Raw genomic sequence first — 25,063 nt, forward strand, 5'->3', positions numbered from 1 at the left:
AATGTGTCTGTGCTCAGGTTTTCAACTGAATTTTAAGCGAAGATATCCCAATAAATGAAGCACATAAGAAATTTCTCCATCATCGCTCATATCGACCATGGCAAATCTACGCTCTCTGACCGCCTGATTCAGATTTGCGGCGGCCTCACCGCTCGTGAAATGGCTGCGCAGGTTCTTGACTCTATGGATCTGGAGCGCGAGCGTGGCATCACCATCAAAGCACAGAGCGTCACACTCGATTACCACGCGAAAGACGGCCAAACTTACCAGCTCAATTTCATCGATACCCCAGGCCACGTAGACTTCTCCTATGAAGTTTCCCGCTCACTGGCCGCCTGCGAAGGCGCGCTGCTGGTGGTGGATGCCGGTCAGGGTGTTGAAGCGCAGACACTGGCGAACTGCTACACCGCGATGGAGATGGATCTGGAAGTGGTGCCGGTTCTGAACAAAATTGACCTGCCCGCTGCCGATCCCGATCGCGCCGCGCAGGAAATTGAAGATATCGTCGGCATTGATGCGACTGACGCGGTGCGCTGCTCAGCCAAAACCGGCGTAGGCGTTCCGGAAGTGCTGGAGCGCTTAGTGCGCGACATTCCGCCGCCAGAAGGCGATCCGGAAGCGCCGCTGCAGGCACTGATTATCGACTCCTGGTTCGATAACTACCTGGGTGTTGTTTCCCTGGTGCGCGTGAAAAACGGCACCATGCGTAAAGGCGACAAGATCAAAGTCCTGAGCACCGGCCAGGTTTATAACGCTGACCGCCTGGGTATCTTCACCCCAAAACGGGTTGATCGTAATGAGCTGAACTGCGGTGAAGTAGGCTGGCTGGTCTGCGCCATTAAAGATATCCTCGGCGCACCCGTGGGCGATACGCTGACTACCGCACGTAACCCGGCAGACAAAGCGCTGCCAGGCTTTAAAAAAGTGAAGCCACAGGTTTACGCCGGTCTGTTCCCAATCAGCTCTGACGACTATGAAGCGTTCCGTGATGCGCTCGGTAAGCTGAGCCTGAACGACGCCTCGCTGTTCTATGAGCCAGAAAGCTCAACGGCGCTGGGCTTTGGTTTCCGCTGCGGCTTCCTCGGTCTGCTGCACATGGAGATCATCCAGGAGCGTCTGGAGCGCGAATACGATCTCGATCTGATCACTACTGCACCGACGGTGGTGTATGAAGTCGTGACGACCAGCGGCGAAATCGTTCATGTCGACAGCCCATCCAAGCTGCCGGCACTGAACAATATCGAAGAGCTGCGTGAACCGATTGCCGAATGTCACATGCTGCTGCCGCAGGAGTATCTGGGCAACGTCATCACGCTCTGTATTGAGAAGCGTGGCGTGCAGACCAACATGGTTTACCACGGCAATCAGGTGGCACTGACTTACGAAATTCCGATGGCTGAAGTGGTACTCGACTTCTTTGACCGTCTGAAATCAACCTCGCGCGGTTATGCCTCGCTGGATTACAACTTTAAACGTTTCCAGCCTTCAGACATGGTACGCGTCGACGTACTGATTAACTCTGAACGTGTGGATGCGCTGGCGCTGATTACTCACCGTGACAACGCGCCTTATCGCGGACGCGATCTGGTTGAGAAAATGAAAGAGCTCATCCCGCGTCAGCAGTTTGATATTGCGATTCAGGCTGCCATCGGCAACCACATTATCGCGCGTTCAACGGTGAAACAGCTGCGTAAAAACGTTCTCGCCAAGTGTTATGGCGGTGACGTCAGCCGTAAGAAGAAACTGTTGCAGAAGCAGAAAGATGGTAAGAAGCGAATGAAGCAGGTTGGTAACGTTGAGCTGCCACAGGAAGCGTTCCTCGCCATTCTGCATGTCGGTAAGGACAGCAAATAAGGATTTCCAATGGCTAATATGTTCGCCCTGATTCTGGCGATAGCGACGCTGATTACTGGCATCGTATGGGTAATTGATCGTTTTAAATGGGCACCCGCGCGTCGCGCGAAACAGGCTGAGGCTCAGGCCCAGACCGGTAACGCGCTCGACAGCAAAACGCTGGCGAAGGTCGCTGCAAAGCCAGGCTGGGTTGAAACGACCGCATCCGTGTTCCCGGTGCTGGCCGTGGTTTTCATCGTGCGTTCGTTTATCTACGAACCGTTCCAGATTCCCTCTGGCTCGATGATGCCGACACTGCTGATTGGTGACTTTATCCTGGTGGAGAAGTTTGCTTACGGCATCAAGGATCCGATCACCCAGACGACGCTGATCCCAACCGGTCAGCCGAAGCGCGGCGATATCGCGGTATTTAAATACCCGAAAGATCCGAGCCTGGATTACATTAAGCGCGTTATCGGCCTGCCGGGCGACAAAGTCATTTATGATCCTTACAGCAAAACGCTGACGGTGAAACCGACCTGCTCCGATGATAAAGCCTGTGACACAGCGTTAGCGGTAACTTACACCGACGTTGAGCCAAGCAACTTTGTTCAGACCTTTAGCGGCTTTGATGGCAACGAAACCGGCAACGGTTTTTATCAGGTGCCGCAGGGCGATACCCTGCGCGGTGGTTTGCGCCTGGGAACCCGCAAAGAGACAATCGGTAACGTGACGCATGACATTCTGCTGGTAAACGAAGCGCAGAGTCAGGCAGGCATGTATTATCAGCAGCCGGGTCAGCCGCAGGCAAGCTGGGTCGTGCCGAAAGGGCAATACTTCATGATGGGCGACAACCGTGATAACAGCGCCGACAGCCGCTACTGGGGCTTTGTCCCGGAGCGTAATCTGGTCGGTAAAGCGGTCGCTATCTGGATGAGCTTTGAGAAACAAGAAGGCCAGTGGCCAACCGGCGTGCGATTCAGTCGCATCGGTGGTATCCACTAACATTATTGTCTGATTAACAGGCAAATCGGGTGGCCTCCTCAGGGAGGCCACTGCACACCAAACGGAACGTGTTGGATTACCAGCCCCGTTTGGTATGCAGAGTCACAGACGCAACAAAGAACTGGAATCGCATGAACCCCATCCTGATTAACAAGCTTCAGCGCAAACTGGGCTACACTTTTACTCATTCGGAACTGTTACAGCAGGCCCTGACTCACCGCAGCGCCAGCAGTAAGCACAACGAACGCCTGGAATTTCTTGGCGATTCTATTCTTAGCTATGTGATTGCTAATGCCCTTTATCACCGCTTCCCGCGGGTTGATGAAGGTGACATGAGCCGCATGCGCGCCACGCTGGTGCGGGGCAACACGCTGGCTGAAATGGCTCGCGAATTTGATCTTGGCGAGTGCCTGCGCCTGGGACCCGGTGAGCTGAAAAGCGGCGGTTTCCGTCGTGAATCGATCCTGGCGGATACGGTGGAAGCGCTGATTGGCGGTATCTTCCTCGACAGCAGTATTGAGCGGGTAGAGCAGCTGATCCTCGACTGGTATCAGACCCGCCTCGACGAAATCAGTCCTGGCGACAAACAAAAAGATCCGAAAACGCGCCTGCAGGAGTATCTGCAGGGACGTCATCTGCCGCTGCCAAGTTATCTGGTAGTACAGGTACGTGGCGAAGCCCACGATCAGGAATTCACCATTCACTGTCAGGTGAGTGGCATGGCCGAGCCGGTTGTCGGCGTCGGCTCCAGCCGTCGTAAAGCTGAGCAGGCAGCGGCTGAACAGGCACTGATAAAATTAGGTCTTGAATAGATCTGTCGGGATGACAGTGCCGGAACCGGCACTAAACCATTAACCTGACACTCTATCCCGGCGTCAGAAGACGCTGAATGACACATGACTCAAATAGCACTCTTTCGGCGCCGCATCAGGCGCTGAACAATTCAGGACTCGAATGAGCGAAAACGTTACTTATTGCGGCTTTGTCGCGATTGTTGGCCGACCAAACGTCGGTAAATCCACCTTACTGAACCAGTTGCTGGGGCAGAAGGTGTCGATCACCTCGCGTAAGCCGCAAACCACGCGCCACCGCATCATGGGCATTCATACCGAAGGCGAATATCAGGCGATCTACGTCGATACTCCCGGTCTGCACATGGAAGAGAAGCGCGCCATTAACCGTCTGATGAACCGCGCAGCCAGCAGTTCTATTGGCGACGTAGAACTGGTGATCTTCGTGGTTGAAGGCACCCGCTGGACGCCCGATGATGAGATGGTATTGGGCAAACTGCGCGACAATAAAGTGCCGGTGGTGCTGGCGATCAATAAGGTCGATAACATCCAGGACAAAAGCATTCTGCTGCCGCATCTGCAGTTCCTGAGCCAGCAGATGAACTTCCTCGATATCGTGCCTATTTCCGCTGAAAGCGGCAAAAACGTCGATACCATTGCGGCGATTACCCGCAAGCATCTGCCGCAGGCCGATCATCACTTCCCGGAAGATTACATCACCGACCGCTCACAGCGTTTCATGGCGTCAGAGATGATCCGTGAAAAACTGATGCGCTTCCTGGGTGCTGAACTGCCTTACTCCGTTACGGTTGAGATCGAGCGCTTCGTGACCAACGAACGTGGCGGTTACGACATTCACGGTCTGATTCTGGTTGAGCGCGAAGGGCAGAAGAAGATGGTGATTGGCAACAAAGGCGCCAAAATCAAAGTCATCGGAACAGAAGCGCGCAGAGACATGGAAGAGATGTTCGAAGCGAAAGTGCATCTCGAACTGTGGGTGAAAGTGAAATCCGGCTGGGCAGATGACGAACGTGCGCTGCGCAGCCTGGGTTATACAGACGATCTCTGATTCAATGGAAGGCTGGCAACGCGCCTTTGTGCTGCATAGTCGCCCCTTCAGCGAAACCAGTCTGCTGCTTGACCTGTTCAGCGAAAGTGAAGGGCGGGTGCGGGTTCTGGCCAAGGGCGCACGTTCGCGGCGCTCGCAGCTGAAGGGGGCGTTACAGCCTTTTACCCCGCTGCTGGTTCGCTGGAGCGGGCGCGGGGAAGTCAAAACTCTGCGCAATGCCGAAGCGGTGTCGCTGGCTTTACCGCTCAGCGGCATCACGCTCTACTGCGGTCTCTACGTTAATGAGCTGGTCTCTCGCGTATTGCAGCAGGAATTCCCCTTCTCAGAACTCTTCTTCGACTATCTCAACTGCCTTCAGGCATTAGCCTCAACGCACGGCAAGCCCGAACCGGCACTGCGGCGCTTTGAACTGGCGCTGCTCGGTCACCTGGGTTATGGCGTCGATTTCCTGCACTGCGCCGGCAGCGGCGAGCCGGTCAGCGACAACATGACGTACAGCTACCGCGAAGAGCGCGGCTTTATTGCCAGCCTGGTGGTCAATCAGCGCAGCTTTACCGGCCGCGAATTGCGCGCCCTGTGCGAGCGAGAGTTTCCCGATGCCGACACCCTGCGCGCCGCGAAGCGGTTTACCCGCATCGCCCTGAAGCCCTATCTTGGTGGCAAGCCGCTGAAGAGTCAGGAGCTGTTCCGCCAGTTTATCCCGAAGAAAAAGCCTGAACAGGCAGAAGAATAGCGCGGGTCGTACCGCCTGTTTAACTTTGCGCGGTACACTCAACATCACGATGAAAAAGAAGTGAGGATGGTCATGGCTGAGTTGCTGTTAGGCGTCAATATCGATCACATTGCTACGGTGCGTAACGCCCGTGGGACAAACTATCCCGATCCGGTGCAGGCAGCGTTTATCGCCGAGCAGGCGGGCGCAGATGGCATTACCGTGCACCTGCGCGAAGATCGCCGTCACATCACTGATCGCGACGTGCGTATCCTGCGTGACACCATCCAGACGCGTATGAATCTGGAGATGGCGGTCACCGATGAGATGATCGGCATCGCCTGTGATATCCAGCCCCACTTCTGCTGCCTGGTGCCGGAAAAGCGTCAGGAAGTGACCACTGAAGGCGGGCTGGATGTGGCGGGGCAGCAGGAGAAGATGAACGCGGCCGTACGACTGCTGAGTGACGCGGGCATTCTGGTTTCGCTGTTTATCGATGCCGATCACCGTCAGATTGAAGCGGCCGTGGCCAGCGGCGCGCCTTACATCGAAATCCATACCGGCGCTTACGCCGAAGCACCAGAGGGACTGGCGCGTGACGCTGAGCTGGCGCGTATCCGCCACGCCGCGACCTTTGCCGCCAGCCTGGGACTGAAGGTCAATGCCGGTCACGGTCTGACCTACCACAACGTGCTGCCGATTGCGGCGCTGCCGGAAATGCATGAGCTGAATATCGGCCATGCGATTATTGGTCGTGCGGTGATGAGTGGCCTGCCGGATGCGGTGAAAGAGATGAAGCAACTGCTGCGTGAAGCCCGTCGCTGATGGCTATTCTGGGACTGGGTACGGACATCGTTGAGATTGAACGCATCGCCGGAGTGCTAGAGCGCTCCGGCGACCGGCTGGCGCGGCGGGTGCTGAGCGAAGCCGAATGGCAGCAATATCAGTCGCACAAGCAGCCGGTGCGCTTTCTCTCTAAACGCTTTGCGGTAAAAGAGGCGGCGGCAAAAGCCTTTGGCACCGGCATTCGCGGTGGTCTGGCGTTTAATCAGTTTGAAGTTTACAACGATGCGCTGGGAAAACCGGGATTACGCTTCTTTCAGCATGCCGCTGAAGTGGCGGAGAGGCTGGGCGTTAAACACGTTCACGTGACGCTGGCCGATGAGCGTCACTACGCCTGCGCCACGGTGATCATTGAAAGCTAGCCGTGCAGCAGCACGAACTTCTCCCACAGGGCATCACGTGATTCGGTGTGCTGTGGGTCAATGATGATGGTGTTGTCGATGGGGCATACCTGCTGACAGGTTGGCGCCTCATAGTGCCCGACGCATTCCGTGCAGCGGCTGACATCAATCTCATAGATCGTATTGCCCAGTGAAATGGCCTGGTTCGGGCACTCCGGTTCACACATATCGCAGTTAATGCATCTGGACGTAATCAACAGCGCCATTTTACCCACCTGATAACAACAGAAAAAGCGCGGGTATTATACGCGCTGCCGCTGATCAGACCAGCTTTTTCACCAGCGCTTCGCTGTGGCGAATATGACTGGACGCGCGTTCCGGATCGTTTTGCACCAGCGCCATAAACAGCAGATCGGTCAGGGCCAGCTGCGCCGTGGTCGAGGAGATGGCCGCGCTGCGGGTACTCTGCTCTTCCGCCACCGTATAGAGACAGTAACTGGCGCTCTGCTGCAGCGTATTCGGCGTAAAACCGGTAAACGCCACCACATCGGCGCCTACCTGAACCGCCTCCTGCGCGGCCAGATTGATCTCCCGCCGTTCACCGGTGTAAGAGATGGCGAGCAGCACATCGCCGGGCCCCATCGCCTGCACACTGGCCAGCAGGGCGTGCATATCCTGCTCCGCCACCGCATTAATGCCGATCTTCATCAGCTTCCAGGAGAAGTCCTTCGCCACCAGACCCGAAGCGCCAATGCCTACCAGTAAAATACGCCGGGCATTTTTCAGCAGCTGTAACACATCGTTGAGTTTCTCTTCGCTGTTGATATCCAGCGTGGCGCGGATCGCCGAGAGTTTCTCTGTCAGCAGCTTCTCGCCCACCATTTTAAGGGGATCGTCGCTGAGGATATGGTTATGCACGGTAATGGCATCTTTGTCCGCCAGTGACTCACTCAGAGCCAGCTTAAGCGCCGGAAAGCCTTTGTATCCCAGTTTCTGAGCAAACTTCACCACGCTCGACTGGCTGACGCCAGACTCTTCCGCCAGCTTTTGCGAACTCAGGTGGCGCGCCCGATCGGGTTGCGACAGTAAAAAATCAGCCAGCCGACGCTCGTTCAATGCCAGACGTGGATAAAGCTGGCGAATGCGCAGCAATGAACTCATGCCCAATCCTCGTAATTCAGGGATAATCTGTGAAGAATAAACTATTCATCAGGCATTGTAGTCATCGGAATTAAAAATGACAGTCATCGCCGTAGCGCCTGATGATGGCTACACTACTCTTTATCATTCCAGAATCAGCCTGAAGGAGAGTTGTTTGACCAGGGGAACACAACGTCGCGTCGTATTTTTTGACCTGGATGGCACTTTGCACCAGCAGGACATGTTCGGCACTTTTATGCGCTATCTGCTGCGTCGCCGCCCGCTTAATCTGCTGCTGGTGGTGCCGTTATTGCCGGTAGTGGGTATCGGCTTGCTGTTTAAAGGCCGGGCGGCACGCTGGCCCATGAGCCTGCTGCTCTGGTCTATTACTTTTGGCCGTTCTGAGCGGACGCTGCTGCAACTCGAAGCCGAATTTGCGCAGTGGTTCCGCCTGCGCGTCAAAGCCTTTCCGGTGGTTCAGCAGCGCCTGACCGATTATCTCGGCAGTGATGATGCTGACGTCTGGCTCATCACCGGATCGCCACAGTCTCTGGTGGAGCAGGTCTATTACGACTCCGCGTTTCTGCCACGCGTGAAGCTGATTGCCAGTCAGATGCAGCGCGGCTGGGGCGGGCGGGTACTGGCAATGCGCTGCCTCGGCCATGAGAAAGTGGCACAGCTGGAAGAGAAAATCGGCACGCCGCTACAGCTCTACAGCGGTTATAGCGACAGCAAACAGGACAACCCGCTGCTGTTTTTCTGTCAGCATCGCTGGCGCGTAACACCCGCAGGTGAGCTGCAACAGCTGGAATAAGTTTCTAAAGGATCGGTGAGACCGCTATAATGCGCCGCTTTTCTGTCGCCCGGAGTGGTCAGCATGAAACAACAAGATGAATACTGGATGCGCCATGCGCTTGACCTGGCGCGCCGGGCCTGGGAGCAGGGCGAGGTGCCGGTGGGTGCGGTGCTGGTTCAGAATGACCGGGTGATCGGTGAAGGCTGGAACCGGCCCATCGGCCAGCATGATCCGACGGCGCATGCGGAGATTATGGCGTTGCGGCAGGGCGGTAAAGTGCTGGAAAATTATCGTCTGCTGGACACCACGCTCTACGTAACGCTGGAGCCGTGCGTGATGTGCGCCGGCGCCATGGTGCACAGCCGCATCAGCCGGCTGGTCTACGGGGCGCACGATATCAAAAGTGGGGCGGCAGGATCGCTGCTCGATGTGCTGGGTCACCCCGGCATGAATCATCAGGTTAAATTGCAGAGCGGCGTGCTGGCTGAAGAGTGTGCCGCTATGCTGAGCGACTTCTTCCGTATGCGTCGCGAGCAGAAAAAAGCGCTGCGTCAGGCGCAACGCCAGGATTAATTCATGGCGATCTTCGGTTCAACCGCCGGATAGCCTTTGGCCAGTTCGGCTTGTGCTTCTTGTGCTTCAGCCTGCTGCGCCAGGCGCTTTTCCTGCTCCTGCAGATAACCCACCAGGCTTAACTGATACTTACGGATGTTCTCCACATAGTTATAGGCCTCATGCCCACGGGCATAGCCATAAGCCGTCTGGGTGTAGTAACGCTTCTGGCTCAGCATGGGCAGACGCAGCTTCACATCCGCCCAGCTATCCGGATTACCCCCCTGGCGGGCAGTGAGTTTACGGACATCCAGCATATGGGCATAGCCCATGTTATAGGCCGCCAGCGCAAACCAGATGCGCTCATCTTCCGGGATGGTCTGCGGCACCTTCGCCATCATATCCTGAAGATACTGACTGCCGCCGCGAATGCTCTGTTCGGGATCGGTCCGGTCGCCCACATCCAGGCTCTCAGCGGTATTACGGGTCAACATCATCATGCCGCGCACGCCGGTAGGGGAGGTGGCCTGCGGGTTCCAGTGCGACTCCTGATAGGAGATTGCCGCCAGCAGTCGCCAGTCAATGCTGGTGGCGTACTTCTCAAACAGCGGTTTGATGTCAGGCAGCGTGTTGTCGATGGCGCGCAGGAAAGTGCGGGTATCAACATAATCAAAGGTGCCGACGTGGCCGAGATATTTCTCTTCCAGCCGCGCCATCGCCCCTTCTTCACCCATACCGTTAAAGAAGTCGAGCATTGCCGCATTCAGGCTGTCATCTTCACTGTGCCGCACATACCAGGTGACCGGCTCTTCATCAGTGACGTCAAACGCCACCGCCAGCTGCGGATAGATGCGCTGCAGCAGAGCGATGGTCACGGAGTCACCAATCGTATAGTCGAGCTTGCCGTCTGCCACCGCTTCCAGCAGGGCTTTAGGACTTTGATCGGTGGAGATCGCCCAGTCCAGATCGGGGTACTGATTTGACCGCGCGCTCTTCAGCGTTGACAGATAAGCCGATCCAGACGCGACAGTCAGCCGCCCCTTTAAGTCACCGAGGTTTTTAGGGCGCGGCTTATCCACGCGATAGACCAGCTGCTGCGAAACGTTGTAGTAGCCTGGCCCGGTCTGATAGCGGGTCAGGCGTTCGCTGTTGTAGTTCAGACCCGCGGCCAGCAAATCGGCTTTGCCATCATCTAAATCGTCAAACAGATCGCTCAGGTTGGGACGTACTGTCACCTTGAGTTTGACGCCCAGATAATCGGCGAAGCGTTTTGCCAGCTCATAATCCATACCGGCCGGAGATTGGTTCACTGTGTAGTAAGTCAACGGGGAATTGATGGTACTGACACGCAGTACTCCCCGTGATTTAATCTGTGAAATCTGGTCCTGCCCACCCCCATACCAGGGAATGGATGGCCATAGCGCTAACGCTAACAGCACGGCAACCAGACCGATAAACAGATAATTAAATTTTAGGCGTTTCAAATAGTTATCTCTCGCTGGCTCTAAGGCCTCTGTCTTTTAAAGGCAGTATTTGTCTTCTTTGAACTCCCAGAGCGAGGGGCATTTTGCGCAACAAAATCACGCTGAGCAACTTTTATAGCAGCTTTTGCGCAAAATTCAGGCAAATCCGGGTCGCCAAAAATTGTGCGCAAACGGTTTCGTCGCGAGGTCGCTTTCTCTATAATACGCCCCGTTTTCCCTGTTGCGCCCAATGAAGCGTCGCCCGGCGCCCTGACGAGAGATTTATTAATGGAAATTCTGCGTGGTTCGCCCGCCCTGTCGGCATTTCGTGTAAACAAACTGCTGACCCGCTTTCAGGACGCTCATCTGCCGGTGAGTGATATTTACGCTGAGTACATCCATTTTGCTGATGTCAGCACGCCCTTAAGCGCTGACGAACAGAGCCGTCTGCAGCGCCTGCTGAAATATGGTCCCTCTCTCGCTGAACATGCCCCACAGGGGCGTCTGCTGCTGGTGACGCCTCGTCCCGGCACCATTTCGCCCTGGTCATCCAAAGCCACTGACATTGCCCACAACTGCGGCCTGCCGCAGGTACGTCGCCTGGAGCGCGGCCTGGCCTTTTATGTACAGGCCCCACAACTGACGGAAGCACAGTGGCAAACGCTGGGCACACTGCTGCACGATCGGATGATGGAAACGGTCTTCGGCGATCTGGCGCAGGCTGAACAGCTGTTCGCGCATCACACGCCACAGCCGGTGAAAAGTATCGATCTGCTGGGTGAGGGCCGTCAGGCGCTGGTTCAGGCGAATATCTCACTGGGTCTGGCGCTGGCCGACGATGAAATCGACTATCTGGTGGCGGCGTTTACCGCACTGGGCCGCAATCCCAACGACATTGAACTCTATATGTTTGCGCAGGCGAACTCTGAGCACTGTCGTCACAAGATCTTCAACGCCGACTGGATTATCGACGGCGAGAAACAGCCAAAGTCGCTGTTTAAGATGATTAAAAACACCATGGAGCAGACGCCGGACTACGTGCTCTCTGCTTACAAAGATAACGCCGCCGTGATGGAAGGCTCAGAGGTTGGCCGCTTCTTTGCTGACGCCGGAGAGAGCGAATACCGCTGGCATCAGGAAGCCGCACACATCCTGATGAAGGTGGAAACCCATAACCACCCGACGGCCATCTCGCCGTGGCCTGGTGCTGCGACCGGTTCCGGTGGTGAAATTCGTGATGAAGGCGCAACCGGAAGGGGTTCAAAGCCAAAAGCGGGCCTCGTCGGTTTCTCCGTATCGAACCTGCGTATCCCTGGCTTTGAACAGCCGTGGGAAGAGGACTTCGGCAAACCGGCCCGCATCGTCAGCGCGCTGGAAATTATGACCGATGGCCCACTGGGCGGTGCTGCATTTAACAATGAATTTGGTCGTCCGGCTCTGAATGGTTACTTCCGTACCTATGAAGAGCAGGTCACCAGCCACAACGGCACTGAGCTGCGTGGCTACCATAAGCCGATTATGCTGGCGGGCGGCATCGGGAATATCCGTGCCGATCACGTGCAGAAAGGTGAAATCACCGTAGGCGCGAAGCTGGTGGTGCTGGGCGGTCCGGCAATGAACATCGGCCTGGGCGGCGGCGCGGCGTCATCGATGGCCTCGGGTCAGTCTGATGCCGATCTCGACTTTGCCTCGGTACAGCGTGATAACCCGGAGATGGAGCGCCGTTGTCAGGAAGTGATCGACCGCTGCTGGCAGCTGGGCGATGAGAACCCGATTCTGTTTATCCACGACGTGGGCGCTGGCGGCCTCTCCAATGCGATGCCGGAGCTGGTCAGCGATGGCGGTCGTGGCGGCCGGTTTAACCTGCGTGACATCCTGAGTGATGAGCCTGGCATGAGTCCGCTGGAGGTCTGGTGTAACGAATCACAGGAACGTTATGTGATGGCAGTGGCACCCGATCAGCTGGCGCAGTTTGAGGCAATTTGCCAGCGTGAACGCGCACCGTTCGCGGTCATTGGTGAAGCCACCGAAGAGCTGCACCTGAGCCTGGAAGATAGTCATTTCGGTAATAAGCCGATCGATATGCCACTTGATGTCCTGCTGGGCAAAACGCCGAAGATGACGCGGGATGTGGTGACGCAGCAGACACAGGGCACTGCCCTGCAGCGTGACGGCATTACGCTGGTCGATGCGGTAAACCGCGTGCTGCATCTGCCTGCCGTGGCGGAAAAAACCTTCCTGATCACCATCGGTGACCGCAGCGTGACCGGCATGGTTGCGCGCGACCAGATGGTGGGACCGTGGCAGATCCCGGTTGCCAACTGTGCGGTGACTACCGCCAGCCTCGACAGCTATCACGGCGAAGCGTTTGCCCTGGGCGAACGTTCACCGGTTGCGCTGCTGGACTTCGCGGCGTCGGGTCGTCTGGCCGTCGGTGAAGCACTGACCAACCTGGCGGCTACCCATATTGGTTCGCTGAAGCGTGTGAAGCTTTCCGCAAACTGGATGTCCGCAGCCGGTCATCCGGGTGAAGATGCCGGTTTATATGCGGCGGTGAAGGCAGTCGGCGAGGAGCTTTGCCCGGCGCTGGGGATCACCATCCCGGTCGGTAAAGATTCGATGTCGATGAAAACACGCTGGCAGGAAGGCAGCGAACAGCGCGAAATGACCTCACCGCTGTCGCTGGTGATTACCGCTTTTGCCCGCGTCGAAGATGTCCGTCGCACCGTCACGCCACAACTGCAGGCCGATCAGGATAACCTGCTGCTGCTGATCGATCTGGGCAACGGCGCGAATACGCTGGGCGCAACCGCGCTGTCGCAGGTTTACCGTCAGCTTGGCGACAAACCTGCCGACGTGCGCGATGCCGCTCAGCTGGCGGGCTTCTTCAATGCCATCCAGGCGCTGGTGGCTGAGCAGAAACTGCTGGCTTATCACGATCGTTCCGACGGTGGTCTGCTGGTGACGCTGGCCGAGATGGCGTTTGCCGGTCACTGCGGCATCGACGTTGACATCGCCTCGCTGGGTAACGATGCGCTGGCCTCCCTGTTTACCGAGGAGCTGGGCGCGGTGATTCAGATCAACGCCGCCGATCGCGCCGTGGTTGAGCAGATCCTGGCGGATCACGGCCTTGCCGACTCGACGCATCTGCTGGGCAGCGCGCAGCCGGGCGATCGCTTTGTGATCCGTTCTGGTGACAGTGCGGTCTACAGTGAAAGCCGCAACACGTTGCGTACCTGGTGGGCGGAAACCACCTGGCAGATGCAGCGTCTGCGCGACAACCCGGCGTGTGCCGATCAGGAGCATGAAGCGAAGAAAAACGACAGCGATCCTGGCCTGAACGTTAATCTGACCTTTAATCCGCAGGAAGATGTTGCTGCCCCGATGATCGCCACTGGCGCACGTCCAAGGGTGGCGGTGCTGCGTGAGCAGGGCGTGAACTCCCATGTAGAGATGGCCGCCGCCTTTGATCGGGCAGGTTTCACCGCCATTGACGTTCATATGAGTGATCTGCTGGCCGGACGTCGCGGTCTGGAAGAGTTCCAGGCGCTGGTCGCCTGTGGCGGCTTCTCCTACGGCGATGTGCTGGGTGCCGGTGAGGGCTGGGCGAAATCGATTCTGTTTAATCCGCGCGTGCGTGACGAGTTCGAAACCTTCTTCCACCGTCCGCAAACCCTGGCGCTGGGCGTCTGCAACGGCTGCCAGATGATGTCTAATCTGCGTGAACTGATCCCAGGCAGCGATCTCTGGCCGCGCTTTGTGCGTAACCAGTCTGAGCGCTTTGAAGCGCGTTTCAGTCTGGTAGAAGTGGCCGCCAGTCCATCGCTGTTGCTGGACGGCATGGCCGGTTCGCATATGCCCATCGCCGTTTCGCACGGTGAAGGCTTTGTTGAAGTGCGTGATGCTTCGCATCTGGCGGCGCTGGAGTCGAAAGGGCTGGTGGCACTGCGCTTTGTCGATAACTTCGGCAAGGTAACAGAAACCTATCCGGCTAACCCGAATGGCTCACCAAACGGCATCACTGCTGTGACCAACGAAAGTGGTCGCGTCACTATCATGATGCCGCATCCGGAGCGGGTGTTCCGCACCGTCAGCAACTCCTGGCATCCGGCAGAGTGGGGCGAAGACAGCCCGTGGATGCGTATTTTCCGCAATGCGCGTAAACAGCTGGGTTAATGTAATCCGCTGAAAAGAGCAGGAGACCAGTGTGCCTCCTGTTCTTTTTTGTGACTCTGTTGGCAAATGGCGACAATGAGCAGGTCGTACTGTCTCTTTTTGGCGACATCTATCTCGTTGATTTTTAATGAACGCCCATCCGGCGCGATTTCATGTCGCTCAGCGGAGACAGTTTTCCCTTACTGTAATCAGATTTTGCGCAACAGTTGTCCGGTAAGCTTATTCAATCTGCTGAAAAATATAATGATTTATTTTCTGGCATGGAACTTGCTATACTCATGCAGCTGCTCATTCACCTGTTTATGATTGCCCCGCTTAGCGGAGAAGAGCTCATAAAGCCCGAATGACGCACCAAACGGAGCCTGCCGTCCAACTGACCGATAATCGCTTGCGTTATCAAACACCGGACGTAACGTTGAGTAAGGCTCCACCCATTTTTACGCGATGCATCACGCGTCGTGCCAGCGGCAGGCCATTGAGCCTGCCGTTTTCTTTTGTTCCCCTTTCTTCCGCCGACACCTTTCTTCCGCTGACAGAGTCCGTTAGCATCCAGACAGCAAATCTTAAGGAAGCGGCTGCGTGAAAAAATGGCGTTTATTTCCCCGTTCTCTGCGTCAGCTGGTGCTGATGGCATTTGTACTGGTGCTGCTGCCGTTGCTGGTGCTGGCCTGGCAGGCGTGGGAAAGTCTCTCTGCATTAAGTGAACAGGCGGCGGATACCAACCGCAATACCTTCACCGACGTTCGCAGAAGTGAGGCGATGGCGCGAACGGCGGTGGAGCTGGAGCGCAGCTATCGCCAGTACTGCGTGCTGGATGATGCCTCGCTGGCGCGCCTTTATCAGACCCAGCACACCCGCTACAGCCAGATGCTGAGTTCGCACAGCGCCAGCCTGCCCGAGCTGCCCGCATTCCAGACTTTACAGGCGACGTTGCCGCTGCTGACACCGTTAAAGTGCGATAACGGCAATCCGGTTACGCCTGCCGCAGAGGCGCTGGATCGTTTTTCTGCCACCAATGCGCAGATGGTGCAGGACACGCGCGAAGTGGTGTTTTCGCGCGGCCTTCAGCTGCAGCGCGAAATTGCCGATCGCGGCCAGTTTTTTGGCTGGCAGGCGCTGATTCTGTTTATCATCAGTCTGGCGTTGATGACGCTGTTTACCGGCATGATTATCGGGCCAGTCAAGCGCATTGAGCGGATGATCAACCGGCTTGGCGAAGGCCGGGAACTGGGTAACAGCGTGACATTTCGCGGCCCGCGCGAGTTACGCTCGCTGGGACAGCGCATCGTCTGGCTCAGCGAACGGCTTCAGTGGCTGGAATCGCAGCGCCATGAATTCCTGCGCCATCTTTCTCACGAACTGAAAACGCCGCTGGCCAGCCTGCGTGAAGGCACCGAACTGCTGGCGGACGAGGTAGCCGGGTCGCTGAACGCCGATCAAAAAGAGGTGGTCACTATCCTCGACGGCAGCAGCCGTCATCTGCAGCGGCTGATTGAACAGCTGCTTGATTACAACCGCAAACTGGCAGATGGCCCGATCCAGCTGGAACCGGTCAGCGTAGCGGAAATTGTGGAGGGGGTGGTGAATGCACACGCACTCTCGGCGCGCGCCAAACTCATGCAGACGGTTGTCGATCTGGCGGTCAGTCATTGCCTTGCCGAACCGATGTTACTGATGCGGGTCATCGATAATCTCTATTCGAACGCCGTGAACTACGGCAGCGAATCCGGTACCATCTGGCTGCGCAGTCAGCAGCAGGGCGATCGGGTCTGGATTGAGGTCGCGAACAGCGGTACGCCGATCCCGCCGGAAGAGCAGGCAATGATTTTCGAACCTTTCTTCCAGGGTAGCCAGCAGCGCAAAGGGCCGGTAAAAGGCAGCGGGCTGGGATTGAGTATTGCCAAAGATTGCCTGCGCCGGATGCATGGCGACCTGACGCTGGTCTCCTGCGAGCAGGCTGACGTCTGTTTTCGAATTGAACTGAACACCACAGCCGGGAATGTCTGACTGATGAAATATTTACCCGCTTTGCTGTTGAGCACACTGACCACGCTGCTGCTCAGCGGATGTACGACCTCCCCGGCCACCTCATCCCTGCCGTCAGGCCATCAGGTAGCGGAACCCGAGGTCAGCGTGGCTGATTACCTGGCGACCCGCTGCAGTGACCTGTGGACGATAGAGAATAGTGCGGCACTGAGTAATCCTCTCTACTGGATGCGGGCGATCGATTGTGCTGAACGCCTTTCCCCCGCCGAGGCCCGAGCCGAAGCTCACCGCTGGCCGGTTGAGAGCTGGTCGCGCGCCTTCAAGCAGGGCGTGCTGATGTCGAACGGCAACGTGACGCCAGTGGAGCGTCGTCGCTATGTTGAAACCCTGGATCGCTACAGCAGCGATTTCCCGCAGTCTGTGCGTCCGCTGCTCCAGTTGTGGCGCAGTAATCAGGCCGCGCAGCTCGACCTGAGTGAAGCGCGCACCCGTTATGTTCATCTGCAACAGAGCAGCGATACCCAGCTGGAGGCGATACGCCAGCAGATGGTTAAACAGCAGCTGCAGCTCAGCGACACGCAGCATAAGCTGGAGCGACTTACTGATATTGAGCGCCAGCTTTCATCGCGGAAAGCCCCGGATGTGTCTGACAGCGGCCATGGCACTGCGCTGCCGCAGGATGAGGAGCAATAATGGTCAGACAAGCGGCAAAACTGCTGCTGGTGGATGACGATCCCAGCCTGCTAAAGCTGCTGGGCATGCGTCTTCGCAGCGAAGGGTATCAGGTCACCACCGCGGCCAGCGGCCCCGAAGCGTTGCGTCTGCTGCAGAAAGAAAAAATCGAGCTGGTGATCAGCGATCTGCGGATGGATGAGATGGATGGTCTGGCGCTGTTTGGCGAGATCCAGAAACGCCACACCGGTCTGCCAGTGATTATCCTGACGGCGCACGGCTCAATCCCGGACGCAGTTTCCGCCACGCAGCAGGGCGTCTTCAGCTTCCTGACCAAGCCGGTGGATAAAGATGCACTTTACAAAGCGATTGATGAAGCACTGGCTCAGCAGGCGCCGGTGAGCGATGACCGCTGGCGGGAAGCGATCGTCACCCGCAGCCCGCTGATGTTGCGGCTGCTGGAGCAGGCACATATGGTGGCGCAGTCGGACGTCAGCGTGCTGATTAACGGGCAGAGCGGTACCGGTAAAGAGATGCTGGCACAGGCGATTCACGCCGCCAGCCCGCGAAACGGCAAGCCCTTTGTCGCCATTAACTGCGGCGCACTGCCGGAGCAGTTACTGGAGTCAGAGCTGTTCGGGCATGCCAAAGGGGCCTTTACCGGCGCAGTCAGTGCCCGTGATGGTCTGTTTAAAACTGCAGGTGGCGGGACGCTGTTCCTGGATGAGATTGGCGATATGCCGCAACCGCTACAGGTTAAGTTGCTGCGGGTATTGCAGGAGCGTAAGGTCAGGCCGCTGGGCAGCGATCATGATATTGAGATCGACGTGCGCATTATTTCAGCCACGCATCGCGATCTGCCGAAGGCGATGGAGAAAAAGGAGTTTCGTGAGGATCTCTTCTATCGTCTTAATGTGGTGAACCTGAAGATTCCGGCGCTGCATCAGCGCACTGAAGATATTCCGCTGCTGGCTAATCATCTGCTGCGTCAGGCGGCGGAACGGCATAAACCGCAGATCCGCAGTTTTTCCGTTGATGCGATGAAGCGGTTGATGGCGGCCAGCTGGCCGGGCAACGTGCGTCAGCTGGTTAACGTGATTGAGCAGTGTGTGGCGCTGAGTTCATCGCCGGTGATCAGCGATGCGCTGGTGGAGCAGGCGTTGAGCGGTGAGAACAGCGCTTTGCCGACCTTTGCTGAGGCGCGCAATCAGTTTGAGCTGAACTATCTGCGTAAGCTGTTGCAGATGACTAAAGGCAATGTGACCAATGCCGCACGTCTGGCTGGACGCAACCGCACGGAGTTCTATAAGCTGCTGTCTCGTCATGAGCTGGATGCCAGTGATTTCAAAGAGTAGCGGAGGCTGCGGAGTGATACCGGCAGGTTGCCTGCTCAGGCCCGAATCAGAATGGGTGCGGTCAGCATAATCTGGCAGCGCTTGCGGCAACCTGAAGAATCCCGGATATTACCGCCCGACAGCGCCAGCAACATTTATACTTGATAAACCCTCTGACCATGGAGGGAGTGAAAAAGGGTCTGACATGAAAAAGATTGATGCGATTATCAAACCATTCAAACTCGATGATGTCCGTGAAGCCTTAGCGGAAGTCGGCATCACCGGGATGACCGTGAGTGAAGTAAAAGGTTTTGGCCGCCAGAAAGGGCACACCGAGCTTTACCGCGGCGCAGAGTATATGGTCGACTTTTTACCTAAAGTGAAAATCGAGATGGTGGTGGGCGACGATATCGTTGATACCTGCGTCGAGACCATTATGCGCACTGCGCAGACCGGCAAAATCGGTGACGGTAAAATCTTTGTCTTCGACGTGGCGCGCGTGGTGCGCATCCGTACTGGCGAAGAGGATGAAGAGGCGATCTGATTGTCTCTTTATCAGCATAAAAAAGCCCGCGCTGCGGGCTTTTTTTATTGCTCAATTACATCCCTTTGTGCGGGCCAAAAAGTTCGTAATGAATGCGTGTATCTGCCACGCTGGCATCGCGCAGTTGCGCCACCACATGCTGCATAAAGGGCAGCGGACCGCAGAGGTAGAAGTGGGTGTCGGGTGAGGCGAGACGTGCGGAGATCGCGGTGATATCCATCAGACCCTGCGCGTCATAGCGACCGGCATCTTCAGCGGCGGGATCGCGATACCAGACCTGACTGACGAAATCGGTGAGCTGCGCGCCCGTAGCCATCACTTCCGGGCCAAATGCATGCTGTTTGCCGTTCTCTGCTGCGTGCAGCCAGCTGACCGGCGCGCGGTGCTGGCGGGCCGCCAGGGCATGCAGCATGGCCAGCATCGGCGTCTGACCCACGCCCGCGGAAATCAGCGCCACCGGGGTTGCAGCATCGACCTCAAGGAAGAAGTCGCCATGCGGTGCGGCCAGCATCAGCTCATCACCCACTTTGCCATTCTGATGCAGCCAGCCGGAGACGGTGCCCTGCGCTTCACGTTTCACCGCAATCCGATAATCTTTGCCATTACTGAGGTGAGTAAGCGAGTACTGACGAATCTGGTGATGTTCGAAACTGGCGGGCTGCAGATGCACCGTCAGATACTGACCCGGTTTAAAGGCCGCTACCGGGCCGCCATCTACCGGACTGAAGGTAAAGCTTTTAATCACCTCGCTCTGCTGCTCAATAGCACTGATGCGAAACGCACGAGTGCCGCGCCAGCCACCCGTTTGCTGCTCCGTCGCCTGATAAATTTCCTCTTCGCGATTAATGAACACATCCGCCAGTACGCCATAGGCCCGGCCCCAGGCTGCCAGCGCCTCTTCACCCGGATTCAGCAGCTCTTTAATGGTTGCCAGCAGATTTTCACCGACGATGGCATATTGCGCAGGCTGAATATTCAGGCTGGTATGTTTCTGCGCAATCTTTTCCACCGCAGGCAGCAGCACGGCCAGGTTCTCCAGATTCGCACCATAGGCGCAAATGGCGTTGAACAGCGCTTCACGCTGATCGCCATTGCGCTGGTTGTTCATATTGAAAACATTTTTGAGTTCCGGATGGTGCGACAGCATGCGGTCATAGAAGTGTGCGGTAAGCGCAGGACCACAGGCGGCGATAGCAGGCAGGGTCGATTTAACCGTGGCGATAGTGTGTGCATCAAGCATAAAAGCGGCCTCTCATTTAAAGTTGTATTTTAAATACATCTTATAGCCGTCTCGCCTGTGGTGTAAATAACCCGATAAATTTCCCGGTTGTCAAAGTGGCAACTTTTTGGTGCATCCTGAGAAACCGCCGTCACATCCTGAAGAAAAATCGTGGCGTGTGAACAGGGTGAAAAGGTGTAAAAAAGCCCTGCCAGTAGCCAGCCAATCGTTTGCGTAAAAAGAGGAGGTTCACCCTACCTTCACCTGTTAAAACGGTTTACACTGTGGGCCTTCGCCCCTGAAGGGGGGTAAATACCGTCAGAAAGTTAGCTGAGTCAGGAGATCCGGATGTTAAAGCGTGATATGAACATTGCCGATTACGATGCCGAGTTGTGGCAGGCGATGGAGCAGGAGACAGTGCGTCAGGAAGAGCACATTGAACTGATTGCTTCTGAAAACTACACCAGCCCGCGTGTTATGCAGGCACAAGGTTCTCAGCTCACCAATAAATACGCTGAAGGCTATCCGGGCAAACGCTACTACGGCGGCTGTGAGTACGTTGATATCGTTGAGCAGCTGGCGATCGATCGCGCAAAAGAACTGTTTGGTGCCGATTACGCTAACGTGCAGCCACACTCAGGTTCACAGGCTAACTTTGCGGTTTACACCGCGCTGCTGCAGCCGGGCGATACTATTCTGGGGATGAACCTGGCGCACGGTGGACACCTGACTCACGGCTCACCGGTTAACCTGTCGGGCAAACTCTATAACGTCGTGGCTTACGGTATCGATGAGACCGGTAAAATTGACTACGACGAGCTGGCTGAACTGGCGAAAACCCACAAGCCAAAAATGATCGTTGGCGGATTCTCAGCTTACTCCGGCGTTTGCGACTGGGCGAAAATGCGCGTAATCGCGGATAGCGTAGGTGCATGGCTGTTTGTGGACATGGCACACGTTGCCGGCCTGATTGCTGCAGACGTTTATCCAAGTCCGATCCCGCATGCGCACATCGTGACCTCTACCACTCACAAAACGCTGGCGGGTCCGCGCGGTGGTATCATTCTGGCGAAAAACGGCGACGAAGATTTCTATAAGAAACTGAACTCTGCTGTCTTCCCTGGCGGTCAGGGTGGTCCTCTGATGCACGTTATCGCTGGTAAAGCGGTTGCGTTCAAAGAGGCGATGGAGCCGGAATTCAAAACCTACCAGCAGCAGGTGGCAAAAAACGCCAAAGCGATGGTTGAGGTGCTTATTGAGCGTGGCTATGACATCGTTTCTGGCGGCACGTATAACCATCTGTTCCTGATCGATCTGGTGAGCAAAAACCTGACCGGTAAAGAAGCGGATGCGGCATTGGGCCGTGCCAACATCACGGTTAACAAAAACAGCGTGCCTAACGATCCGAAAAGCCCGTTTGTGACTTCCGGTATCCGTATCGGTACGCCAGCTGTTACCCGTCGTGGCTTCAATGAAGCGGACGTGCGTGAGCTGGCTGGCTGGATCGCGGATGTGCTGGATAACGTCAATGACGAAGCGACCATTGAGCGCACCAAAAAGAAAGTGCTGGAAATCTGCAGCCGTCTGCCGGTCTACGCTTAATCGTTAACCTGTTGTGAGACAGCATACAAAGGATGGCATCAGCCATCCTTTTTTATAGTTAAAAAACGAGTGCGTGTTAGCTGTGATACCGGAGTTGCTCAGGAAACACGGTCAGATCGGAAAGTCGCTAAAGCCAATCCCTGGCCGCTCGGCCCGCGCGACTACGCACCTCATCCCTGAGGTGCGCCCGTAACCGGGCCAACGCTTTGCATTGTTCAAAAACGCTCCCGGCGTTTTTGTCCGTGGCGCGGGACGCTTTCCTCCTCTGACCGTGTTTTCTGCGCGTGAAATTCAGATGTAGCGGCAAGAGGCGCTCTGATTTGGATTGGTTAGTGTTCTGAAAGGATGGCATCAGCCATCCTTTTTTATTGCCTGTCCTGCGGCGCTCTGCCAGAGTAGCGCCCACTCATGCTGCCAGGCAGCACTCTTGCTGGAGGGAATATGGCAATCGGCTCCGCCAGATGGCTCGGATTGGGCTACTTCACTTACTTCTTCTGTTACGGCATCTATCTGCCATTCTGGGGCGTGTGGCTGAAAGGCACCGGTCTCGATGCTGAAAAGATTGGCCTGCTGCTCGGCTGTGGCATGGTGGCACGCTTTGTCGGCAGTCTGCTTATCGCCTCTCAGGTCAAAAATCCTTCACGGTTGATTACGGCGCTGCGTCTGCTGGCGCTGATGACCTGTCTGTTCGCTGCCGGTTTCTGGGTGGGTGAGCAGTGGATGTGGCTGCTGACGGTCATGATCGGTTTTAACCTCTTTTTCTCGCCGCTGGTCCCGCTTAGCGATGCGCTGGCCGCCACCTGGACACAGCAGATAGGGCTGGCGTATGGGCCGGTCAGGCTGTGGGGTTCGCTGGCCTTTGTGATCAGCTCGGCTTTAACCGGCGTGCTGGTCAGTGCTTACTCTTCAAACGCCATTCTGCTGCTGCTTTCCGTCGGCGTCATCTCTATGCTGGCAGGCATGATGCTGTCACCCGCCACCCAGCCACAGGGTAATGAACGGCAGGGCGCGGCGGGCGGCGGCTGGCAGGTGTGGCGTGAATTGCTGCGTGAGAATGCGGTATGGCGATTTATGCTCTGCGTAACACTGCTGCAGGGTGCGCACGCCGCCTATTACGGCTTCAGTGCTATCTGGTGGCAGGAGAGTGGCTATTCCGCCTCCACGGTGGGTTATCTCTGGTCGCTGGGCGTGGTGGCCGAGATCGTCGTGTTTGCTTTGAGCAACCGGTTGTTCCGCCGCTGGAGCGCGCGCGATCTGCTGCTGCTTTCGGGCATTTGTGCGTTGATCCGCTGGAGTCTGATGGGGGCCACTACCGCGCTGCCGCTGCTGATTGTGGCGCAAATCCTCCACTGTGGCAGCTTCACCGTCTGTCATCTGGCGGCGATGCGTTTTATTGCGGCGCGTCAGGGAGCGGAAGTGATCCGTCTGCAGTCGCTCTATTCCGCGTTGGCGATGGGGGGTGGCATTGCGATAATGACCATGATCTGCGGCGTCCTGTTCGCTCATCTGCAGGGGCATCTGTTCTGGGTGATGGCACTGGTGGCACTGCCCGCGCTATTTCTGCGTCCCGGCTACGACTCCAGTAAATAACGAATCCGCTGCTGATGGTGTAACGTCAGCGGCAGTTCCGCATGCACCAGCGGCGGAGAGAAGAGTGGCAGCGAGGTGGGGTAGGGCGAAATGATGATGTCCACATCCCGCGGTGCGCCATCCCGCTGAAACTGTTTCACGTCCTGATAGGTAATATTGATCGGCAGCAGCGTGATCTCCCGGATCTGCTGCTCCACATCCTGCTCCAGATCGGTATCGTCACCCGTCAGAATCAGCACCTGCTTCTCCTGCAACGCATTCTCCTGCATCAGCCAGGCACCAAAAATAACGGTAATTAAGCTCACCTCTTCCGGGCTGAACGCAATCCCGTATTGCTGCTCAAACGCATGCAGCGCCTGCTGAGTGGTACGCAACAGGCGGGGATAGAGGCGGCTGACATCCAGCGCCACGCTGTTGTCGATGCCGATAGTGAAGTGGGTGCGATCCAGCGCCTGCGCCAGATGAGGATAGAGCTGGTTAAGCAGCTCGTCGCGATCAGCAAAAGTAATGTCGGCACACCGTTCAAAGTCATTAATCAACTGTTGGGTCGCAGCCATTAACTGCTGCTCAGCTGGATGTGCAATCGCATCCACGACAGGCGTATGTATCTGGCTGAACAGCAGTGTCCAGAAGTCGGTTTCACTGACGGGCGGCGCAAGGTGGCAGCGTTTGCGCCAGTGGTGAATCACATCCTCGGCGGCCTGCCGCTCAGCCTTCTGCTGCAGCCAGTGACACTGCGCCTCACTGAACAGCACCGGCTGGCGCTGGCACAATCCATACTTCATGAAAATCTGCAGAAAAAGCCGGTCACGTTCGCTGAAATCGCGCTTCAGACGCAGGCTACAGTGCTGGATCAGCGCCTGTAAATTGGTCTCATCCCACAGCGCCTTCTCAATCTTCATCACCTTCAGGCGCTGACGCAGGGGAGCTGCAAAATGATCGCAGACGAAATCCTGCGATAAACGCAAACTGCGTCGCAGGTTGTGCAGCAGACAGAGGCGCCGATCCAACTCTGTGCCATGAAGACGAAAGCTGCCATCCACCATCTGATGCAATTCCAGCTGGTGATATCGCTGTATCTCAAGGCCCACATCCGCGATATCCTGTCGGGCAACGGCAGGATCGACGCCATTCAGCTGGCAGACTTTTTCAAGCGTAAGCACGGGTGTCGGCAGAAACAGCAGCAATAAAAGATGGCACTGACGCTGTGAGCGGGTGAAGAGTGGTGCCAAAGGGGTAGCAGAACTCATCAATCAGGTTTCCAGCAGGCTATTTTGAGCTAAGAATAGTCAACCCCGTCAGCGCCTGCGCGGTTTACGCGGTTTATTTGCCGGAGGTTTAAGGCGGGTCACAAAATTTTGTTACTTATAGATTCTTTTCATCGGGAACGTTACT

The 25,063-nt window shown here is 56.5% G+C and carries 21 protein-coding genes; 16 read left to right on the forward strand and 5 right to left on the reverse strand.

The window, feature by feature from the left end; all coding sequences use genetic code 11:
- Positions 1-54: 54 nt before the first annotated feature.
- From lepA to acpS, 7 genes are all read left to right on the forward strand, one after another.
- Entirely contained in the window at positions 55-1,854 is a 1,800-nt protein-coding gene (lepA, locus tag OK409_RS00290; protein WP_010257661.1) for a translation elongation factor 4, read from the forward strand.
- A 9-nt stretch (positions 1,855-1,863) separates the two neighbouring features.
- Complete coding sequence (gene lepB, locus OK409_RS00295; protein ID WP_010257658.1) at positions 1,864-2,838, forward strand: signal peptidase I; 975 nt, start codon at positions 1,864-1,866, stop codon at positions 2,836-2,838.
- A 131-nt stretch (positions 2,839-2,969) separates the two neighbouring features.
- Positions 2,970-3,650, forward strand: coding sequence for a ribonuclease III (rnc, locus tag OK409_RS00300; RefSeq protein WP_010257656.1), 681 nt, complete (start codon positions 2,970-2,972; stop codon positions 3,648-3,650).
- Positions 3,651-3,792: 142 nt separating this feature from the next.
- Positions 3,793-4,698: a GTPase Era gene (era, locus tag OK409_RS00305; protein WP_010257653.1), complete on the forward strand. Its 906-nt coding sequence runs from the start codon at positions 3,793-3,795 to the stop codon at positions 4,696-4,698.
- Between the two features lie 4 nt (positions 4,699-4,702).
- Entirely contained in the window at positions 4,703-5,431 is a 729-nt protein-coding gene (gene recO / locus OK409_RS00310; protein ID WP_010257651.1) for a DNA repair protein RecO, read from the forward strand.
- Between the two features lie 72 nt (positions 5,432-5,503).
- Positions 5,504-6,235 carry a pyridoxine 5'-phosphate synthase gene (gene pdxJ / locus OK409_RS00315; RefSeq protein ID WP_010257647.1) on the forward strand — a complete coding sequence of 244 codons (732 nt, stop codon included), beginning with the start codon at positions 5,504-5,506 and terminating at the stop codon, positions 6,233-6,235.
- The gene (acpS, locus tag OK409_RS00320) at positions 6,235-6,615 is read left to right on the forward strand and encodes a holo-ACP synthase (RefSeq protein ID WP_264366628.1); all 381 of its coding nucleotides are present in this window, start codon (positions 6,235-6,237) and stop codon (positions 6,613-6,615) included. The genes pdxJ and acpS overlap by 1 nt, the downstream gene beginning before the upstream one ends.
- Here acpS and OK409_RS00325 read toward each other — a convergent pair.
- Complete coding sequence (locus OK409_RS00325; protein WP_264366629.1) at positions 6,612-6,860, reverse strand: YfhL family 4Fe-4S dicluster ferredoxin; 249 nt, start codon at positions 6,858-6,860, stop codon at positions 6,612-6,614. The two genes, acpS and OK409_RS00325, sit on opposite strands and share 4 nt — an antisense overlap.
- 55 nt (positions 6,861-6,915) lie before the next feature.
- On the reverse strand, positions 6,916-7,755 hold the full coding sequence (locus tag OK409_RS00330) for a MurR/RpiR family transcriptional regulator (protein WP_010257643.1): 840 nt from the start codon (positions 7,753-7,755) through the stop codon (positions 6,916-6,918).
- A gap of 154 nt (positions 7,756-7,909) precedes the next feature.
- Between OK409_RS00330 and yfhb the strand changes: the two genes are divergently transcribed.
- The gene (gene yfhb, locus OK409_RS00335) at positions 7,910-8,548 is read left to right on the forward strand and encodes a phosphatidylglycerophosphatase C (protein ID WP_010257641.1); all 639 of its coding nucleotides are present in this window, start codon (positions 7,910-7,912) and stop codon (positions 8,546-8,548) included.
- Between the two features lie 63 nt (positions 8,549-8,611).
- Positions 8,612-9,103 (forward strand): tRNA adenosine(34) deaminase TadA, encoded by a 492-nt coding sequence (tadA, locus tag OK409_RS00340; protein ID WP_264366630.1) that lies wholly within the window; start codon positions 8,612-8,614, stop codon positions 9,101-9,103.
- On the opposite strand, the gene mltF is transcribed toward tadA, so the two are convergent.
- Positions 9,100-10,566, reverse strand: a complete 1,467-nt coding sequence (gene mltF / locus OK409_RS00345) for a membrane-bound lytic murein transglycosylase MltF (protein ID WP_264366631.1) — start codon at positions 10,564-10,566, stop codon at positions 9,100-9,102. The genes tadA and mltF overlap by 4 nt on opposite strands.
- 267 nt (positions 10,567-10,833) lie before the next feature.
- Here mltF and purL point away from each other — a divergent pair, with 267 nt between their 5' ends.
- The 5 genes from purL to glnB all read left to right on the forward strand — a co-directional run bounded on the left by purL (position 10,834) and on the right by glnB (position 19,257).
- Positions 10,834-14,721, forward strand: coding sequence for a phosphoribosylformylglycinamidine synthase (purL, locus tag OK409_RS00350; protein WP_264366632.1), 3,888 nt, complete (start codon positions 10,834-10,836; stop codon positions 14,719-14,721).
- 579 nt (positions 14,722-15,300) lie between these two features.
- Positions 15,301-16,728, forward strand: coding sequence for a sensor histidine kinase (locus OK409_RS00355; RefSeq protein ID WP_191916869.1), 1,428 nt, complete (start codon positions 15,301-15,303; stop codon positions 16,726-16,728).
- A 3-nt stretch (positions 16,729-16,731) separates the two neighbouring features.
- On the forward strand, positions 16,732-17,400 hold the full coding sequence (qseG, locus tag OK409_RS00360) for a two-component system QseEF-associated lipoprotein QseG (RefSeq protein ID WP_187495930.1): 669 nt from the start codon (positions 16,732-16,734) through the stop codon (positions 17,398-17,400).
- Positions 17,400-18,734 carry a two-component system response regulator GlrR gene (gene glrR, locus OK409_RS00365; protein ID WP_010257627.1) on the forward strand — a complete coding sequence of 445 codons (1,335 nt, stop codon included), beginning with the start codon at positions 17,400-17,402 and terminating at the stop codon, positions 18,732-18,734. The genes qseG and glrR overlap by 1 nt, the downstream gene beginning before the upstream one ends.
- 184 nt (positions 18,735-18,918) lie before the next feature.
- The gene (glnB, locus tag OK409_RS00370) at positions 18,919-19,257 is read left to right on the forward strand and encodes a nitrogen regulatory protein P-II (protein WP_003848647.1); all 339 of its coding nucleotides are present in this window, start codon (positions 18,919-18,921) and stop codon (positions 19,255-19,257) included.
- Between the two features lie 55 nt (positions 19,258-19,312).
- Here glnB and hmpA read toward each other — a convergent pair whose 3' ends face one another.
- Positions 19,313-20,497, reverse strand: a complete 1,185-nt coding sequence (gene hmpA / locus OK409_RS00375) for an NO-inducible flavohemoprotein (RefSeq protein WP_187508211.1) — start codon at positions 20,495-20,497, stop codon at positions 19,313-19,315.
- Between the two features lie 327 nt (positions 20,498-20,824).
- Here hmpA and glyA point away from each other — a divergent pair, with 327 nt between their 5' ends.
- Positions 20,825-22,078: a serine hydroxymethyltransferase gene (gene glyA, locus OK409_RS00380; protein WP_264366633.1), complete on the forward strand. Its 1,254-nt coding sequence runs from the start codon at positions 20,825-20,827 to the stop codon at positions 22,076-22,078.
- A gap of 441 nt (positions 22,079-22,519) precedes the next feature.
- The gene (locus OK409_RS00385; protein ID WP_033772425.1) at positions 22,520-23,668 is read left to right on the forward strand and encodes a 3-phenylpropionate MFS transporter; all 1,149 of its coding nucleotides are present in this window, start codon (positions 22,520-22,522) and stop codon (positions 23,666-23,668) included.
- On the opposite strand, the gene csiE is transcribed toward OK409_RS00385, so the two are convergent.
- On the reverse strand, positions 23,650-24,918 hold the full coding sequence (gene csiE, locus OK409_RS00390) for a stationary phase inducible protein CsiE (protein WP_045139747.1): 1,269 nt from the start codon (positions 24,916-24,918) through the stop codon (positions 23,650-23,652). The two genes, OK409_RS00385 and csiE, sit on opposite strands and share 19 nt — an antisense overlap.
- Between the last annotated feature and the right edge of the window lie 145 nt (positions 24,919-25,063).

Origin of the sequence: Pantoea sp. RG18 (assembly GCF_025910075.1) — a bacterium.
GTDB classification, from domain to species: Bacteria; Pseudomonadota; Gammaproteobacteria; order Enterobacterales; family Enterobacteriaceae; genus Pantoea; species Pantoea agglomerans.

Bases quoted from the DNA above. Each gene is read 5' to 3' on its own strand.
- lepA (WP_010257661.1), top strand. From the start codon at position 55: ATGAAGCACATAAGAAATTTCTCCATCATCGCTCATATCGACCATGGC.
- lepB (WP_010257658.1), top strand. From the start codon at position 1,864: ATGGCTAATATGTTCGCCCTGATTCTGGCGATAGCGACGCTGATTACT.
- rnc (WP_010257656.1), top strand. From the start codon at position 2,970: ATGAACCCCATCCTGATTAACAAGCTTCAGCGCAAACTGGGCTACACT.
- era (WP_010257653.1), top strand. From the start codon at position 3,793: ATGAGCGAAAACGTTACTTATTGCGGCTTTGTCGCGATTGTTGGCCGA.
- recO (WP_010257651.1), top strand. From the start codon at position 4,703: ATGGAAGGCTGGCAACGCGCCTTTGTGCTGCATAGTCGCCCCTTCAGC.
- pdxJ (WP_010257647.1), top strand. From the start codon at position 5,504: ATGGCTGAGTTGCTGTTAGGCGTCAATATCGATCACATTGCTACGGTG.
- acpS (WP_264366628.1), top strand. From the start codon at position 6,235: ATGGCTATTCTGGGACTGGGTACGGACATCGTTGAGATTGAACGCATC.
- OK409_RS00325 (WP_264366629.1), bottom strand. From the start codon at position 6,860: ATGGCGCTGTTGATTACGTCCAGATGCATTAACTGCGATATGTGTGAA.
- OK409_RS00330 (WP_010257643.1), bottom strand. From the start codon at position 7,755: ATGAGTTCATTGCTGCGCATTCGCCAGCTTTATCCACGTCTGGCATTG.
- tadA (WP_264366630.1), top strand. From the start codon at position 8,612: ATGAAACAACAAGATGAATACTGGATGCGCCATGCGCTTGACCTGGCG.
- purL (WP_264366632.1), top strand. From the start codon at position 10,834: ATGGAAATTCTGCGTGGTTCGCCCGCCCTGTCGGCATTTCGTGTAAAC.
- qseG (WP_187495930.1), top strand. From the start codon at position 16,732: ATGAAATATTTACCCGCTTTGCTGTTGAGCACACTGACCACGCTGCTG.
- glrR (WP_010257627.1), top strand. From the start codon at position 17,400: ATGGTCAGACAAGCGGCAAAACTGCTGCTGGTGGATGACGATCCCAGC.
- glnB (WP_003848647.1), top strand. From the start codon at position 18,919: ATGAAAAAGATTGATGCGATTATCAAACCATTCAAACTCGATGATGTC.
- hmpA (WP_187508211.1), bottom strand. From the start codon at position 20,497: ATGCTTGATGCACACACTATCGCCACGGTTAAATCGACCCTGCCTGCT.
- glyA (WP_264366633.1), top strand. From the start codon at position 20,825: ATGTTAAAGCGTGATATGAACATTGCCGATTACGATGCCGAGTTGTGG.
- OK409_RS00385 (WP_033772425.1), top strand. From the start codon at position 22,520: ATGGCAATCGGCTCCGCCAGATGGCTCGGATTGGGCTACTTCACTTAC.
- csiE (WP_045139747.1), bottom strand. From the start codon at position 24,918: ATGAGTTCTGCTACCCCTTTGGCACCACTCTTCACCCGCTCACAGCGT.